14 protein-coding genes and 1 pseudogene are annotated in these 15,956 nt (G+C 51.4%); 12 read left to right on the top strand and 3 right to left on the bottom strand.

The features are described from left to right. Nucleotides 1–11 precede the first annotated feature (11 nt). Nucleotides 12–1,415, bottom strand: a complete 1,404-nt coding sequence (locus HV314_RS13075) for an ISNCY-like element ISKpn21 family transposase (protein WP_001567368.1) — start codon at nucleotides 1,413–1,415, stop codon at nucleotides 12–14. A 102-nt stretch (nucleotides 1,416–1,517) separates the two neighbouring features. Between HV314_RS13075 and HV314_RS13070 the strand changes: the two are divergent. The 4 genes and pseudogenes from HV314_RS13070 to HV314_RS13055 all read left to right on the top strand — a co-directional run. Continuing rightward, a pseudogene (locus tag HV314_RS13070) lies at nucleotides 1,518–2,357 on the top strand (histidine-type phosphatase); the annotation flags it as partial. Between the two features lie 339 nt (nucleotides 2,358–2,696). Continuing rightward, nucleotides 2,697–2,972, top strand: coding sequence for a metal/formaldehyde-sensitive transcriptional repressor (locus HV314_RS13065; RefSeq protein ID WP_003833178.1), 276 nt, complete (start codon nucleotides 2,697–2,699; stop codon nucleotides 2,970–2,972). Nucleotides 2,973–3,004: 32 nt separating this feature from the next. Further along, the gene (locus HV314_RS13060; protein ID WP_016153173.1) at nucleotides 3,005–4,123 is read left to right on the top strand and encodes an S-(hydroxymethyl)glutathione dehydrogenase/class III alcohol dehydrogenase; all 1,119 of its coding nucleotides are present in this window, start codon (nucleotides 3,005–3,007) and stop codon (nucleotides 4,121–4,123) included. A 169-nt stretch (nucleotides 4,124–4,292) separates the two neighbouring features. Further along, nucleotides 4,293–5,984 carry a methyl-accepting chemotaxis protein gene (locus tag HV314_RS13055; RefSeq protein ID WP_181545774.1) on the top strand — a complete coding sequence of 564 codons (1,692 nt, stop codon included), beginning with the start codon at nucleotides 4,293–4,295 and terminating at the stop codon, nucleotides 5,982–5,984. Nucleotides 5,985–6,029: 45 nt separating this feature from the next. Here the strand turns inward: HV314_RS13055 and pcaQ are convergent, their stop codons facing one another. Beyond that, nucleotides 6,030–6,953: a pca operon transcription factor PcaQ gene (gene pcaQ / locus HV314_RS13050; protein WP_003020288.1), complete on the bottom strand. Its 924-nt coding sequence runs from the start codon at nucleotides 6,951–6,953 to the stop codon at nucleotides 6,030–6,032. Between the two features lie 230 nt (nucleotides 6,954–7,183). Between pcaQ and HV314_RS13045 the strand changes: the two genes are divergently transcribed. From HV314_RS13045 to rimL, 5 genes are all read left to right on the top strand, one after another. After that, nucleotides 7,184–8,086: a manganese-dependent inorganic pyrophosphatase gene (locus HV314_RS13045; protein ID WP_181545772.1), complete on the top strand. Its 903-nt coding sequence runs from the start codon at nucleotides 7,184–7,186 to the stop codon at nucleotides 8,084–8,086. Between the two features lie 120 nt (nucleotides 8,087–8,206). Next, nucleotides 8,207–9,550, top strand: a complete 1,344-nt coding sequence (gene hglS, locus HV314_RS13040; RefSeq protein WP_016156596.1) for a 2-oxoadipate dioxygenase/decarboxylase HglS — start codon at nucleotides 8,207–8,209, stop codon at nucleotides 9,548–9,550. Nucleotides 9,551–9,743: 193 nt separating this feature from the next. After that, nucleotides 9,744–11,399: a glucan biosynthesis protein D gene (locus tag HV314_RS13035; RefSeq protein WP_029139548.1), complete on the top strand. Its 1,656-nt coding sequence runs from the start codon at nucleotides 9,744–9,746 to the stop codon at nucleotides 11,397–11,399. Between the two features lie 167 nt (nucleotides 11,400–11,566). Further along, complete coding sequence (locus tag HV314_RS13030) at nucleotides 11,567–11,791, top strand: YdcH family protein (protein WP_181545770.1); 225 nt, start codon at nucleotides 11,567–11,569, stop codon at nucleotides 11,789–11,791. Nucleotides 11,792–11,893: 102 nt separating this feature from the next. After that, complete coding sequence (gene rimL, locus HV314_RS13025) at nucleotides 11,894–12,439, top strand: 50S ribosomal protein L7/L12-serine acetyltransferase (protein WP_016156595.1); 546 nt, start codon at nucleotides 11,894–11,896, stop codon at nucleotides 12,437–12,439. On the opposite strand, the gene ydcK is transcribed toward rimL, so the two are convergent. Further along, the gene (gene ydcK, locus HV314_RS13020) at nucleotides 12,431–13,411 is read right to left on the bottom strand and encodes a YdcK family protein (RefSeq protein WP_181545768.1); all 981 of its coding nucleotides are present in this window, start codon (nucleotides 13,409–13,411) and stop codon (nucleotides 12,431–12,433) included. The two genes, rimL and ydcK, sit on opposite strands and share 9 nt — an antisense overlap. A gap of 113 nt (nucleotides 13,412–13,524) precedes the next feature. Here ydcK and tehA point away from each other — a divergent pair, with 113 nt between their 5' ends. The 3 genes from tehA to HV314_RS13005 all read left to right on the top strand — a co-directional run bounded on the left by tehA (nucleotide 13,525) and on the right by HV314_RS13005 (nucleotide 15,952). Further along, nucleotides 13,525–14,526, top strand: a complete 1,002-nt coding sequence (gene tehA, locus HV314_RS13015; RefSeq protein ID WP_181545766.1) for a dicarboxylate transporter/tellurite-resistance protein TehA — start codon at nucleotides 13,525–13,527, stop codon at nucleotides 14,524–14,526. Further along, a complete protein-coding gene (gene tehB / locus HV314_RS13010; RefSeq protein ID WP_016156592.1) occupies nucleotides 14,526–15,122 on the top strand; it encodes a tellurite resistance methyltransferase TehB in 597 nt (198 codons plus the stop codon). The genes tehA and tehB overlap by 1 nt, the downstream gene beginning before the upstream one ends. 155 nt (nucleotides 15,123–15,277) lie before the next feature. Beyond that, nucleotides 15,278–15,952, top strand: coding sequence for a DUF3313 domain-containing protein (locus tag HV314_RS13005; protein WP_019076834.1), 675 nt, complete (start codon nucleotides 15,278–15,280; stop codon nucleotides 15,950–15,952). Nucleotides 15,953–15,956 lie beyond the last annotated feature (4 nt).

Here is a 15,956-nt window from a genome sequence, read left to right as displayed (position 1 = left end):
AGTGAGTACCATCAGCGGGCTCTTTTACCAAAAATGTCCTCTGAACGTGACTGAAGCTGTTTGAGTGCTTCGAGCATGTCATCATTATCCAGTGAGCGCTGGGATTTCTTCCCTTCCTGCTTTGGCCGTCGTCGGGAAGGGCCATCTCCAGCGGGAATTGACTGAGAGCGCGTGTTATCCCGCTTGCTCTGCACCAGACTGATAAACTCCAGGGTTCGGCCAAGACGCTTGTTATCGACAATCGCGCCCTGGTCGATTTCTGACAGTCGGTCGTAGGTAGAGTAGGGAAGTAGCGTACCGTTCAGGCGCAGCTCTTTTCTGCCATCAGGATAGTGATACACATCGATATATTTACCTATTGCACGGCGACTCAGTTCGCTGTCTTCAATCAGGTACAACATTTTATCATATTGTATCGTCAACGATTTTGAGACTTTACGTTTTTCACGAACAGTGAAAATAAGCCCCAGGTCCTCATCATGTTCTACAGCACGGTGTACGTCAAAATCATGTCGCGGTACTTTGCCAAAACGGCGGTTATAGTCAGCCATATAGGCCTCAGCGAAGTCATTTGCAGCCTCCATTGAACAAATGCCCTGTAACCGCAGCTCTTTGACCAGACGATCCTGTAAAGTGAGGTGAGCTCGTTCTACACGCCCTTTGGCGGGACTGGTTTCTGCACAGATAGTCTGGATGTTCAGTTCATGCATGGCTCGCCCAAACTGAGTATGCCCGTCTCCGCCTGTGGCGTGTTTATTGTTAACACGAAAAACACCGGCTTTATCGCTGTACAGTGCCAGCGGTTTACCATGCTTATCGATATAGCGCCGCGTGGCTTCGAAGTAAGAAAACGTGGACTCCGATTTAACAAACAACAGTTCCATCAGTTTGCTGGTTGCATCATCAACATAGACCAGCGCGGTGCAGGCCGGGCCACGGCCTTCAAACCAGTCGTGATCACAGCCATCTATTTGTATCAGCTCACCAGTACACGGACGCCGGTACCGTGGTTGAGGGATCCTTGCGGCACGTTGTTTACGGGGAACCCATAAGCCAGCCCGCACCATGATGCGCCGGACAGTTTCTTTGCCAAGAAACAGTCCGTGGAGTTCTTCGAGCTTTTCACGCGCCAGAGTCGGACCGAAATCAGCATAACGCGTCTTGATCAGTTCCAGAGCCTGATCTGCGAGCCCGGGTGGCAACTGGCGGTTACCACGCATGCCACATCGTCTGCTGGCCATACCAAGCGGTCCGCCTTCACGGTAACGGGCAAGAAGTCTGCGGCATTGCCTGTCGCTGATACCGAGGTGCTCGGCCGCACGGCGCGTTGTGATGCGACGTTCAATGACGTCCTGTATAATCTTGATCCGGTTGATCTCTTTCAAAGTAAACACTCCTGAGCTTTCTGCGCTCATGATATGCCTCCCGGTAGTTTAAACGGACCAGTGAAGCTTACCATAGCGCGGACATCTGAATTGAGCCACAGGCGGACATTACTATTGAGCCATTACAGGACATGTTCGTTTAACACATTGAAGGTTAAAAACGCTATTCTGGAACGGGCCGGAGGAAATATTGAACTGTATACCCAACGCTATCAATCTTCATTTCGGACCCTGGAAAATGTTTTAAATTTCTCACAATCGGAGACATGTAAGACTACAGAAAAGTCTACGAAATGCACATTACCAGAGGCTTTACCGTCTGAACTTAAGGTAACGCCTGACAATGTATCATTACCTGGTGCCTGGAGTCTTTCTTCCACGCTGACTGAGATATTTCTGTTGCAAGAGGCCCAGGGAATGCCACGGGTAGCCTGGGGGCGTATTACGGGAGAAAAAGAATGGAGAGATTTGTTAAGTCTGCATAACGCTCAGTTTGATCTTTTGCAAAGAACTCCAGAAGTTGCCCGTAGTAGAGCAACACCATTACTCGATATGATAGACACTGCATTATTGACAAATGGTACAACAGAAAACAGGTATGGCATAAAATTACCCGTATCTCTGTTGTTTATTGCTGGTCATGATACCAATCTTGCAAATTTAAGCGGGGCTTTAGATCTTAACTGGTCGCTGCCCGGTCAACCCGATAATACCCCTCCTGGTGGGGAGCTTGTATTCGAAAAGTGGAAAAGAACCAGTGATAATACGGATTGGGTTCAGGTTTCATTTGTTTATCAGACGCTGAGAGATATGAGGGATATACAACCGTTGTCATTAGAAAAACCTGCTGGAAAAGTTGATTTAAAATTAATTGTATGTGAAGAGAAAAATAGTCAGGGAATGTGTTCGTTAAAAAGTTTTTCCAGGCTCATTAAGGAAATTCGCGTGCCAGAGTGTGCAGTTACGGAATAAGTAACTAATTATTATATATAGCGTATTAAAAAATAGAAACCCCCGGTTTGTAGTCGGGGGTATTTGTATTGATCATAATTACATGAGTCTTTCAATTGCCTGTTCTTTGCGAGTGACGATCCAGTTACGCTGCTCCAGAAAAAATCCGGACTGTTCAGCGATGCAGAATACATCGACAAAGCGCTCGGTGTTGCGGCTCTAAAACCGCTTTACACGGTGATATGTCCACATATGTCTAAATATGCTGTTTGTGCAACTCATTAAAGAATAACAAGTTATTTATTTTACAATTAGTTAAAAAGACTGATAGTATACCCCCCTATAGTATTTGGAGGGCGTATGCCGCATTCACCCGAAGATAAAAAACGCATTCTCACCCGTGTACGCCGTATTCGCGGTCAGGTTGATGCGCTTGAGCGCGCGCTGGAGTCCGGCGAGCCGTGTTTGGCTATCCTGCAACAAATTGCCGCCGTGCGCGGCGCATCCAATGGCCTGATGGGCGAAATGGTTGAGATCCACCTGAAAGACGAACTGGTCAGCGGGGAAACAACCCCAGACCAGCGTGCCGTGCGCATGGCTGAAATCGGCCATCTTCTGCGTGCTTATCTAAAATAACACCATCACCTCGCAATAATGGGAAGAGACAAATGAAATCACGTGCAGCAGTTGCATTCGGCCCCGGCCAACCGTTAAAAATTGTCGAAATCGATGTCGCACCGCCAAAGAAAGGTGAAGTGCTGGTTAAAATTACCCACACAGGCGTGTGCCATACTGATGCTTTTACGCTCTCAGGCGACGATCCGGAAGGGGTTTTCCCGGCGGTGCTCGGCCATGAAGGTGGCGGCATTGTGGTTGAAGTGGGTGAAGGCGTTACCAGCCTGAAACCGGGCGATCATGTGATCCCGCTATACACCGCAGAATGTGGCGAGTGTAAGTTCTGTAAATCGGGTAAAACTAACCTGTGTCAGGCCGTACGTGCGACCCAGGGCAAAGGTCTGATGCCGGATGGCACCACCCGTTTCTCGTATAACGGCGAGCCGATTTATCACTATATGGGCACCAGCACCTTCAGCGAATACACCGTATGTGCGGAGATCTCTCTGGCGAAGGTTAACCCGCAGGCTCCGCTGGATAAAGTGTGTCTGCTGGGGTGTGGCGTGACCACCGGTATCGGAGCGGTCCATAACACCGCAAAAGTGAAAGAAGGCGATACCGTCGCCGTATTTGGTCTGGGCGGCATTGGCCTGGCGGTGATTCAGGGCGCGGCGCAGGCGAAAGCCGGGCGTATTCTGGCCGTTGATACCAATCCGGAAAAATTTACGCTGGCAGGTGAAATGGGCGCGACCGATTTCATCAATCCGAAGGATTACGACAAACCGATTCAGGATGTGATTGTCGAGCTTACCGATGGCGGCGTGGACTTTAGTTTCGAATGTATCGGTAACGTTAACGTGATGCGCGCGGCGCTGGAATGCTGCCATAAAGGATGGGGCGAAAGCATCATTATTGGCGTGGCAGGAGCCGGACAAGAGATCAAAACACGTCCGTTCCAGTTAGTTACCGGGCGTGTCTGGCGCGGTTCCGCGTTTGGCGGCGTGAAGGGGCGTACTCAGCTTCCTGGTATGGTTGAAGATGCGATGAGCGGGAAAATTCAGTTGGATCCGTTTATTACCCACCGTTTACCGCTGGAGCAGATTAACGACGCGTTCGATTTAATGCATCAGGGTAAATCCATCCGTACCGTTATCCACTTTGGCGATAACTAATTCATTGGCCAGCGGATTTCACCGCTGGCACTTTCCTGAATTTTTTTGAATTATGTTGTGAAAGTGTGACGAATCTGGCGCTTTTCACGGTAAGTAAACTTCCCGGATTGCCGATGACTATCTAACGGGCGTGTTTTCACGCATAAACCCTACAAGAGAGTCGACGGTCATGGACAACACTACATCGATGCAAGCCGCCCAGCATAAACTGGGCTTTCTGCATCAAATCCGGCTGGTTCCGCTGTTTTCCTCCATTCTCGGTGGCATCCTTCTGCTGTTCGCCTTAAGTTCCGGGCTGGCAAGCTATTTTCTTATGCAGGCCGATCGCGATCAGCGCGACGTAACCGATGAGATTCAGGTCAGGATGGGGTTATCTAACAGCTCTAACCACTTGCGTACCGCGCGTATCAACATGATCCACGCCGGCGCGGCGAGCCGTATTGCCGAAATGGATGACATGAAGGCCAATATCGCCGAGGCAGAAAAACGGATTAAGCAATCGCAGGACGGTTTCAATGCTTATATGTCACGCGCGGTAAAAACGTCTGCCGATGAAGCGTTAGACGCTGAACTGAGCGCCAGCTTCAAAGCCTATACCGACGGCTTACAGCCGATGCTGAAGTACGCTAAAAACGGCATGTTTGAAGCGATCATCAACCATGAAAATGAACAGGCCAGACCGCTGGACTCTGCGTACAACAAGGTGCTGTTAAAGGCGATCGACATTCGTACCACCAGGGCGCATCAGTTAAGCGAGCAGGCGCATCAGCGTACACAGCTTGGTATGGCTTTTATGCTGGGCGCATTTGTTCTTGCGCTGGCGCTGACCGTGATGACGTTCATTGTTCTGCGACGTACCGTCATTCATCCTCTGTTGCGTGCCGCCCAGCGTATTGAGCAAATTTCAGCGGGGGATCTGACCATGCCGGAGGAACCGACCGGGCGCAGCGAAATTGGTTGCCTGAGCCGCCATCTGCAAACAATGCAACGTTCGCTGGGGACAACGGTAGGCACGGTGCGTCAGGGCGCGGAAGAGATTTATCGCGGTACCAGTGAGATTTCGGCGGGGAACACCGATCTGTCTTCACGTACCGAACAACAGGCTGCGGCGATTGAACAAACGGCGGCCAGCATGGAAGAGTTGACGGCGACGGTGAAGCAAAACGCCGACAACGCGCATCATGCGAGCAAGCTGGCAGAAGATGCCTCAGGTAAGGCCAGTCGGGGCGGTCAGATGGTTTCTGGCGTGGTCAAAACCATGGGCAATATCTCAACGAGTTCAAAGAAAATCTCCGAAATCACAGCTGTTATTAACAGCATTGCTTTCCAGACCAATATTCTGGCGCTGAACGCAGCGGTTGAAGCGGCGCGGGCAGGAGAGCAGGGCCGTGGGTTTGCCGTGGTTGCCAGTGAGGTGCGCACGCTGGCAAGCCGCAGCGCTCAGGCGGCAAAAGAGATTGAGGGATTGATCAGCGAATCAGTCCGACTGATTGACCAGGGCTCCGGAGAAGTGGTCGCTGCGGGCAATACGATGACGGATATTGTCGATGCGGTAAAACGCGTCACCGACATTATGCTGGAAATTGCAGCGGCCTCTGATGAGCAGAGCCGGGGTATCGTCCAGGTGAGTCAGGCAATTTCAGAAATGGATAAGGTAACGCAGCAAAATGCCTCGCTGGTTGAAGAAGCCTCTGCCGCAGCGGCATCGCTGGAAGAGCAGGCGGCGCGCTTAACGGAAGCTGTTGGCACATTCCGTTTAACAGGGACAAGTGCTATTAAACGCGCGCCTGTGACGACAAAGCCTGACCATTCACGCCCGCAGGCGGCAACTGCCAGTGGCGATAACTGGGAAACGTTTTAACAATAAAATCAATTAAGGGACCTGATGGTCCCTTAATTTTTGGCATCAAAACGGTACGGTTTTGCGTATTGCGGCGATCAGGATCTGCGCGGCCTGAGAGAGCTGCACATCGACACGGGTAAGAATGCCGATGGGTTCACCCGCACCGTGGGTGGGTATCGGCAACGACACCAGCGTCGCCTGGCGTAAATCTTCTCTAACCGCGCCTGAAGGGACAAACCACACATAGTCGTAATCGACCGTCAGTTGGCGGGAGAGCGATGCTGAAAGCGTTTCAATACAGCCCGGCGGCATTTTGCAGCCCTGACTTTGCAACAACGCCTCTGCGTGCTGGCGAGGGGCGGTTCCTTTTGGTGAAACCACCACCGGCCACTCCATCACCCGACTCAGCGTGATGGTTTCCTGCAACAACGGGTGGTTAGGGCGCACGACCAGTTTGAGCGATTCCAGAAATAACAGCTCGTAGTTCAGACCAACCATCAATTCCGGATCGGCCATACGGCCAATGCCGAGATCAATTTCCCCTGACTTTAAACCCGCCAGGATCATGGGATTACTCATGGTGGCAACCTGCAGCGTGGTCTCCATTTGCTGCTTATGGAACGGGCCAATGACCGCCGGCAGAATGCCCAGGGCCGCGGTGGGTAAGGCGCCAATCCGTACAACATCCGTCTGTGACTCTTCGCGCTGGTTTAAGGCTTGTCCGGCGGTGTTGAGCGCATCCAGCACTCTGACTGCGTGGGTAAGAAACTGTTCTCCGGGCAGCGTTAATTGTGCGCCAAGGCGACCACGCTCAAAGAGCCGGGTACCGGTCAGTTGCTCCAGTTCATTCAGCGTTTTGGAGAGGGCTGGTTGGCTCAGGTTAAGGGTCTCAGCCGCGCGGCCCAACGTTCCCTGCTGTGCAACGGCGACAAAAGTATGAAGGTGGCGCAAGCGAATGCGCTGATTGAACAGAACATTTTTTTCCATAAGCGATGTTAAAAACAGAGTCGTATCGGTGACAAGTGAAGTTGTTCGATTTTGATAACTTGATAGCAAAATATTATTAACATTTATCCCATTTTACTTACAACTGATTTATTTTGCTTATGTTTTGTACAGCGCCACCGGGTGGTGGGATCATGGAAGAGAATCCGTCCAGTCGATATACTTTCGTTATTGTTTGCTTTTGAACCATTCTCTTCACAAGGTACTGATTAATGATAGATGTAATAGGGCACCTTAACCCCGATAGCGATGCCATTTGTACCGCCGCCATGACGGCGCGTTGGCTTACTTTACGTGGCCAGCAGGCGACGGCATGGCGTCTGGGCGAACCTAACCGCGAAACGCAATTTATCTTTGAGCATGCGGGACTGACGATGCCCGAACGGCTGACGTTTGAACTGACCGATCGTGATGTGTGGCTGGTCGATTTCACCGAGCCTGCCCAGGGGCCGGCATCGCTGGCAGAAAGTAACGTCGTGGGAATTATCGATCATCACCGACTCGGTGGATTAGTCACTCGTCTGCCACCTGAAGTATGGGTGAAGCCAGTCGGCAGTAGCGCGACGCTGTTATGGCAACTGATGACGGAAGAGGAGCGCAGCCAGTTGTCTGCCGCTGAGGCCGTTTTATTGCTGGGTGCCGCATTGAGTGACACTGTCACGCTTCGTTCGCCAACGACCACCTCTGACGATCGCCTGGCGGTGGAGGCCCTGGCCCAAAAAACCGGTGTGGATCTCGAGGCGTTTAGTCGCGACCTGCTGTCTGCTAAAACAAGCGTGGAAGGCATGAGCGCTCGCGAGCTTCTGCAGAAAGACATTAAAACCTTCACCATTCATGGACATTCGGTTTGTGTGGCGCAGCTTGAACTGTATGCGCTGCAACAGGTGGATGCGGTGCTGGACGATCTCCGTCTGGAAATGGTGCGCTATGCAGAGGAAAAGAATGCCGCGCTGGTTGTACTGATGCTCACCGATATTAATCTGGGCGACACCAGCCTGTGGTTTGTCGGTTCAGCGCTGTCAGACATCCCGCAGCCCTGTAAGGTGGAGGGGATGCTCAGCCGTAAAAAACAGATGTTGCCCTGGCTGGAAAGTCATTTAAAACCACGCCAGTAGGTTCTGTTCACCGTCTGTAGGGGGGGGAAATTTACGCGGGGTCACACTTTGTAAATTCTTCCCACCGGAGTCAGCGGCGTTTTCTACACTCCAGGTAATATTCACTGGAGGCATGACATTATGGCGAACACCATCACGGCAGATGAGATTCGGGAACAATTTTCGCAGGCAATGTCAGCAATGTACCAGCAGGAAGTCCCGCAATATGGCACGTTGCTGGAACTTGTCGCTGATGTGAATCTGGCGGTACTGGAAAATAATCCTACGCTGCATGAAAAACTGGCGAATGCAGATGAGCTGGCCCGGCTAAACGTTGAGCGCCACGGCGCCATTCGGGTGGGCACTGCGCAGGAGCTTTCTACGCTACGCCGGATGTTTGCCATTATGGGCATGTATCCGGTGAGTTATTACGATCTCTCCCAGGCCGGTGTTCCCGTGCATTCCACCGCGTTTCGTCCCATTGACGATGCGTCGCTTTCGCGCAACCCGTTTCGGGTATTCACCTCGTTATTGCGGCTCGAATTAATCGAAAACGCCGCGCTACGGCAAAAAGCCGCGGAGATCCTCGCGAAACGCGATATTTTCACCCGTCGTTGTCACGAACTGCTGGATGAGTTTGATGTGCAGGGCAGTTTTACGCCTGAGCAGGCGCAGGAGTTTGTGCAAGAAGCGCTGGAAACTTTCCGCTGGCATCAGCATGCCACGGTCGATGAGGCGACCTATCACGCATTGCACAATGAGCACCGGCTGATTGCTGATGTGGTGTGTTTCCCTGGGTGTCATATTAACCATCTGACGCCGCGTACGCTGGATATCGACCGGGTTCAGTCGATGATGCCGGAGTGCGGCATTGAACCCAAAATACTGATTGAAGGGCCGCCGCGCCGCGAGGTGCCCATTTTATTGCGCCAGACCAGTTTTAAAGCGCTGGAAGAGCCGGTGTTATTTGCCGGTGAAATGCGTGGCACTCACACGGCGCGTTTTGGTGAAATCGAACAGCGCGGCGTGGCCCTGACGCCGAAAGGCAGAGCGTTGTACGACGAATTGCTGAATAAAGCGGGAACGGGAAAAGACAACCTGACGCATCAGCTGCATTTGCAGGAGGTGTTCAAAGCATTCCCGGACAGCGAATTTCTGCTGCGCCAGCAGGGGCTTGCCTGGTTCCGCTACCGGCTGACGCCGTCGGGCGAGGCGCATCGACAGGCGATTCGCCCGGATGACGACCCGCAACCGCTCATTGAGCGGGGTTGGCTGGTTGCTCAACCCATTACCTACGAAGATTTTTTACCGGTGAGCGCCGCGGGGATTTTCCAGTCTAATTTGGGGAATGAAACTCAGGCCCGTAGCCACGGTAATTCCAGCCGCGACGCGTTTGAACAGGCGCTGGGTTGTGCGGTTTATGATGAGTTTGCGTTGTATCAGGAGGCGCAAGATCGCAGTAAACGGCGGTGTGGTTTACTTTAATTGAATTTACATGGGATTCGGTCTGTTCCCATCGACATAAAATATTTTCGATTTTGTACAGATAATCGGCGACCAACAATTGGATTATTAATGAATTTTGTCTAGAGTGAGCGGTCAGAAATGTGCACTCTCTTGCCGCTGATTATGGCCGGCGCGGGACCATTTACACGACCAGAAGGACTTACTTTCAGGCATGAATCGCAGACGATTTATTAAAGGTTCAATGGCAATGGCCGCCGTGTGCGGAACCAGTGGTATTGCATCACTCTTTTCCAGCGCCGCCTTTGCGGCAGAGTCTGACATTGCAGACGGAAAAACCGTACGTTTTGATTTTTCCGTTCTGCAATCGATGGCCCATGACTTAGCACAGAAGCCCTGGGGCGGCGCACCGCGCGCGTTACCTGACACTCTGGCCAAACTGACGCCTCAGGCCTACAACAGCATTCAATATGACGCAGAGCAGTCTCTGTGGAACAATGTTGAAAATCGTCAGCTTGATGCGCAGTTCTTCCACGTGGGAATGGGCTTCCGTCGCCGCGTACGCATGTTCTCGGTTGATGGCAGCACGCATATGGCGCGCGAAATCCACTTCCGTCCGGAACTGTTTAAATACAATGATGCGGGTGTGGATACCAAACAGTTGGAAGGGCAGACTGACCTCGGGTTCGCCGGGTTCCGCGTGTTTAAAGCGCCAGAATTAGCCCGTCGCGATATCGTTTCGTTCCTGGGCGCCAGCTATTTCCGCGCCGTGGATGACACCTATCAGTACGGTTTATCGGCCCGCGGTCTGGCGGTAGATACCTACACCGACAGCAAAGAAGAGTTTCCTGATTTCACCTCTTTCTGGTTCGAAACGGTCAAACCGGGCGCAACCTCCTTTACCGTGTATGCGCTTCTCGACAGCCCCAGCGTAACCGGCGCATTTAAGTTCGTGATCCACTGCGAGAAAACGCAGGTGATCATGGATGTACAAAACCACATCTATGCGCGCAAAGACATCAAGCAGCTCGGTATTGCACCGATGACCAGCATGTTTAGCTGCGGCAACAACGAACGTCGGATGTGTGACACCATACACCCGCAAATTCATGATTCCGACCGTCTGGCGATGTGGCGGGGCAATGGCGAGTGGATCTGCCGCCCGCTGAATAACCCGCAAAAACTGCAGTTCAACGCCTATACCGATAACAACCCGAAAGGGTTTGGCTTGCTGCAGCTCGATCGCGACTTCTCCCATTACCAGGATATCATGGGCTGGTACAACAAGCGTCCGAGCCTGTGGGTCGAACCGCGTAACCAGTGGGGCAAGGGGACTATCGGCCTGATGGAGATCCCGACGACCGGCGAAACGCTGGATAACGTCGTCTGTTTCTGGCAGCCTGAAAGGTCGATCAAAGCGGGCGATGATCTGGAATTCAAATATCGCCTGTACTGGAGTGCTCAGCCGCCGGTGCGTTCACCGCTAGCTCGCGTGATGGCGACCCGAACAGGCATGGGCGGCTTCCCGGAAGGATGGGCGCCGGGCGAGCACTACCCGGAAAAATGGGCGCGACGTTTTGCTGTTGATTTCGTTGGTGGCGATCTAAAAGCCGCAGCGCCGAAGGGTATTGAACCGGTGATTACGCTCTCCAGCGGTGAAGCGAAACAGATTGAGATCCTTTACGTGGAACCTATCGACGGTTATCGCATTCAGTTTGACTGGTATCCGACCTCTGACTCAACCGATCCGGTAGATATGCGTATGTTCCTGCGTTGTCAGGGCGACGCCATCAGTGAAACCTGGCTGTATCAGTACTTTCCGCCAGCGCCTGATAAACGTCAGTACGTTGACGACCGCGAGATGCGTTAATCACTCCCTTTACGGCTCTCCGAATGGGGAGCCGTATCTGTAATCTTCTTCACAACCATTCTGTACACTATTTACTCGATCCCGTTCGCATTTTTCTGTAAGTCAAGTGGGTACTCTGGAGGTGTGTATTTCTTATACACGTTCTTTTCCACTAACAGGGAGAAAGTATGTTTCCAGAATACAGAGACCTTATTTCCCGACTGAAATCCGAGAACCCTCGCTTTCTGTCCTTATTCGAAAAACACAACAGCCTTGATCATGAGATCTCCAGACTGGAAGGTTCGGATGGTCGGGGGTATAGTTTGGACATTGTTCGCCTTAAGAAACAGAAACTCCACCTGAAGGAAGATCTGCTCAAAATATTGCAAAAAGAGAGTGACAGTGAGAGCTAAGTAAAACGGCGCTTGCTGTGTAAAAGGGCTTCCAAAAGGGAGCCCTTCCTGTTTTTATTTGATAAGCAGGGTGGCCTGCTTAACCATCATAACGGAATGAAAATGTCAGAAGTGATTACCATCAATGACACGCTGGAACTGCGTGCCGTAGAAGAGCAACACGTCACGCCTCTGCATCAGTTGGTGCTTAAAAATAAAAGCTGGCTCCAGCAGTCGCTGAACTGGCCGCAGTTTGTTGCCTCTGAGGAGGACACCCGCAAGAATGTGCAGGGCAATATGATGTTGCACCAGCGCGGTTACGCCAAAATGTTCCTGATTTTTGCGCAAGAAAATGTGGTCGGGGTTATCTCGTTTAACCAGATAGAACCGCTGAACAAAGCGGCTTATATCGGCTACTGGCTGGATGAGGAGCATCAGGGTAAAGGCATCATGTCCCAGGCGCTACAGGCCTTAATTCATCATTATGCGCAGCGTCAGGAGATTCGCCGCTTCGTGATTAAATGTCGCGTAGAAAACGTTGAGAGCAACCAGGTGGCGCTACGTAATGGCTTCCAACTGGAAGGATGTATGCAACAGGCGGAATTCCTTAATGGTGATTACTATGATGTGAATCTCTACGCCCGCATCATTGATGGCTCTTCAGAATAAACCTGCGATAGGCGTGCGCGTAATGCGCTGTTCACCGTTAATCACTTTCGGTCCGCGTAGGTGAATGGTATCGCCATCAAACGCCTGGATATGCGCCTGACCGGTTATCTCAATGTGATGCTCGATCAGCACTTCGCCCAGCACACAGACGTGGCCTTCAATCAGGATGTGGTCATCTAACTGGAGCGGTCCACCGCGTAATTGCGCATGACCGCCGACCAGCACGTGGTGTTTCAGCACGCAGTTACCTTCAACTACCGCGTGCTCCGCCACTTGCGAGCTGTAGCGTAGGGTAGGTATGGCATCTTCTTCGCTCCCGGCGATGACGCGCGCATATCCATAGACTTTGGCGCAATCGCAGATCCAGACATTGTTCTCTTCATTACCTTCCACCTGTGCGAAATCAAAAACTTCCGCCCGATGTTCAATAAAGGCATAGTTGATTTTCGCATCGCCATAGATCTGCGCCTGATGCACCACTCGTGAGTGGCTGACAAAAGCCCGATCATAAATTTGCAGGAACTGGTCGCTTTCACGGGTTAGCCCCCTGGCGGCGATGATTTCAGAGTCACACATCACGCGCGCATCACCAAAGATAAGGCACTCGCCGCGAACCACAGAACCCTGAATGGTGACGTTGTCACGTATTTGCGCATTATGACTGATTTCAGCCTGGTCAATCCACACGTCATCGCTAATTTGCGCGCCATCTCTGACCACGCTTGCCTGAGTAATGCGGGCGTTTCCTGTAATCGTCGCGCCGGAAAATGCGAGCGCGTTTTCATCGTAAATCCAGCAATCACCGCTTTGTGACAGCACGCTTTCATTGTCGATCCAGCCACCGGGCGTGCCGGCCTGGACATCATTAAAATCAGTGAGCGCAATGATTTGGCGTAGTAATACGCTTTTTTTATTGCCATTATCCTGGTAACTAAAGGATCGAGACTCATCGCTGAGACGATATTTGGTCATAGCCCATTTCCATGTTGCGCACCTTAGTTAAACGTAGCAAAGTTTTCCGCACTGGCTAAATCAGCGGAAATTCCATAAAATGTATTTCAAATATACTTTAAAAAATAAACAAAATGAGTAAGAACAAACAGAGTGAGCGGGTCCTCAATCTTCCGGCCGGTTATTTTGGCATGGTACTGGGCATCATTGGGATGGGGTTTGCGTGGCGTTATGCCAGTCAGGTGTGGCCAGTGAGTCACTTGATTGGCGACGGTTTAGTGATCTTCGCAATGGTCATTTGGGGGCTGCTGACGCTGGCTTTTCTGAGCCGTTTACTGCGTTTTCCGCATAGCGTATTGGCGGAAATTCGTCACCCGGTGATGAGCAGCTTTGTCAGTCTGTTTCCGGCCACAACGATGCTGGTCGCGATTGGTTTTGTCCCGTGGTATCGACCGCTGGCGATTGGGTTGTTCAGCATTGGCGTGGTGATACAGCTGGCCTACGCCGCCTGGCAAACGGCAGGGTTGTGGCGTGGATCGCATCCAGAGGAAGCCACCACGCCGGGTCTGTATCTGCCGACCGTCGCCAATAACTTTATCAGTGCAATGGCCTGTGGCGCACTGGGTTTCAACGACGCAGGATTGGTGTTTTTGGGCGCCGGGGTTTTTTCCTGGCTCAGCCTGGAGCCGGTGATTCTGCAACGTTTACGTAGCTGCGGCGAGTTGCCTGCGGTGTTACGTACTTCACTTGGCATTCAACTGGCGCCTGCGCTGGTCGCCTGCAGCGCCTGGCTTAGCGTTAACGGCGGCGAGGGCGATACGTTAGCCAAAATGTTGTTCGGCTATGGTCTGCTGCAACTGCTGTTCATGCTACGGCTCATGCCGTGGTATTTGTCACAGCCATTTAATGCGTCTTTCTGGAGCTTCTCGTTTGGCGTGTCGGCTCTGGCAACAACAGGGCTGCATCTGGGCCACGGTAGCGAGTCAGGATTTTTTCATACGCTGGCGATCCCACTGTTTATTTTTACCAATTTTATCATTGCATTATTACTGGTACGTACGTTTGCATTGCTGATGCAGGGGAAACTGCTCATCCGCACGGAGCGTGCTGCATTACTGAAATCTGAGGATAAATAATGACCCTTTGCGACGAAAACTACTTTACTGAGAAATACGATTTAACTCGTACGCATTCCGATGTTGTTGAAGCGGCAAAAATTGTTAAGCCAGGTAAAACGTTAGACCTGGGCTGCGGTAACGGTCGTAACAGCCTGTACCTTGCGGCAAACGGTTATGACGTGACAGCATGGGATAAAAATCCCATGAGCATAGCTAACCTTGAGCGTATCAAAGCGGCGGAAGGGCTGACCAATCTGCACGCGAACGTCGCGGATCTCAACGCATTACGCTTTGACGGCGAATATGATTTTATTCTTTCTACCGTTGTGCTGATGTTCCTTGAAGCCAAAACTATCCCTGGCCTTATTGAAAATATGCAGCGGTGCACTAAACCGGGCGGATATAACTTAATCGTCGCGGCGATGGATACCGATGATTTTCCGTGTACCGTGGGGTTCCCGTTCGCGTTTAAAACCGGAGAATTGCGCAACTATTACAGCGGATGGGATCTGCTGAAATATAACGAAGACGTGGGTGAACTTCATCGTACGGATGAAAACGGTAATCGAATTAAACTGCGCTTTGCCACAATGCTGGCACGCAAAACTGCCTGAACCTCGCGCTTGGGTTAACTCTTTCTGCGCTCAGCATTTTTTGTGCCGGGCGTAGAGAGAAAATTGTGCGGTGTTTACCATTTTTAGTACATCCAAAATGAAACGGTTTTGCTATCCTTTTTAAGCATCATTGCGAAAACTAAAGGGATCGTTTCATGCGTACTCAAACTTTATTTAAAGTTGCAGTGCTTACTGGCTTGTTGGCATTATCCGGCTGTGCGTCAAAAGTGACTGCGCCGGATAAATATTCTGGGTTTTTAAAAAATTACTCTGATTTGAAGGAAACACAATCAGCATCGGGACAAACCGTACTCCGTTGGGTTGATCCGAGCTACAACGAATCCAAATATGACAACATTGTATATAACCCGGTAACGTATTATCCGGTTCCTAAACCTACCACGCAGGTAGGGCAGCAGGTTCTTGATCAACTGCTGACCTACACCAATACCCAGTTGAAATCCGCCATCAGCAAGCGTAAGCCCCTGGTTACTACCCCTGGGCCACGTAGCCTGATTTTCCGCGGAGCGATTACCGGTGTTGCAACGAGCAAAGAAGGGCTGCAGTTCTATGAAGTGATCCCGGTTGCGCTACTCGTTGCGGGAACACAAATGGCAACGGGTCACCGTACCATGGATACCAACCTCTATTTCGAGGGTGAGTTGATTGATGCTGCGACCAATAAACCGGTAATTAAAGTTGTACGTAAGGGTGAAGGTAAAGATCTGAGCAACGAAAATACGCCGATGGCGTTCGAAACTTTGAAGAAAGTTATTGATGACATGGCGACGGATGCCACCATGTTTGACGTGAACAAAAAACCACAATAATAAT

Origin of the sequence: Citrobacter sp. RHBSTW-00887 (genome assembly GCF_013728095.1) — a bacterium.
Lineage (GTDB): Bacteria > Pseudomonadota > Gammaproteobacteria > Enterobacterales > Enterobacteriaceae > Citrobacter > Citrobacter braakii.
This window is presented reverse-complemented; position numbering and strand designations above follow the sequence as displayed.

Coding starts and splice junctions, on each gene's coding strand:
- HV314_RS13075 (WP_001567368.1), bottom strand. CDS start 1,415: ATGAGCGCAGAAAGCTCAGGAGTGTTTACTTTGAAAGAGATCAACCGG.
- HV314_RS13065 (WP_003833178.1), top strand. CDS start 2,697: ATGCCGCATTCACCCGAAGATAAAAAACGCATTCTCACCCGTGTACGC.
- HV314_RS13060 (WP_016153173.1), top strand. CDS start 3,005: ATGAAATCACGTGCAGCAGTTGCATTCGGCCCCGGCCAACCGTTAAAA.
- HV314_RS13055 (WP_181545774.1), top strand. CDS start 4,293: ATGGACAACACTACATCGATGCAAGCCGCCCAGCATAAACTGGGCTTT.
- pcaQ (WP_003020288.1), bottom strand. CDS start 6,953: ATGGAAAAAAATGTTCTGTTCAATCAGCGCATTCGCTTGCGCCACCTT.
- HV314_RS13045 (WP_181545772.1), top strand. CDS start 7,184: ATGATAGATGTAATAGGGCACCTTAACCCCGATAGCGATGCCATTTGT.
- hglS (WP_016156596.1), top strand. CDS start 8,207: ATGGCGAACACCATCACGGCAGATGAGATTCGGGAACAATTTTCGCAG.
- HV314_RS13035 (WP_029139548.1), top strand. CDS start 9,744: ATGAATCGCAGACGATTTATTAAAGGTTCAATGGCAATGGCCGCCGTG.
- HV314_RS13030 (WP_181545770.1), top strand. CDS start 11,567: ATGTTTCCAGAATACAGAGACCTTATTTCCCGACTGAAATCCGAGAAC.
- rimL (WP_016156595.1), top strand. CDS start 11,894: ATGTCAGAAGTGATTACCATCAATGACACGCTGGAACTGCGTGCCGTA.
- ydcK (WP_181545768.1), bottom strand. CDS start 13,411: ATGACCAAATATCGTCTCAGCGATGAGTCTCGATCCTTTAGTTACCAG.
- tehA (WP_181545766.1), top strand. CDS start 13,525: ATGAGTAAGAACAAACAGAGTGAGCGGGTCCTCAATCTTCCGGCCGGT.
- tehB (WP_016156592.1), top strand. CDS start 14,526: ATGACCCTTTGCGACGAAAACTACTTTACTGAGAAATACGATTTAACT.
- HV314_RS13005 (WP_019076834.1), top strand. CDS start 15,278: ATGCGTACTCAAACTTTATTTAAAGTTGCAGTGCTTACTGGCTTGTTG.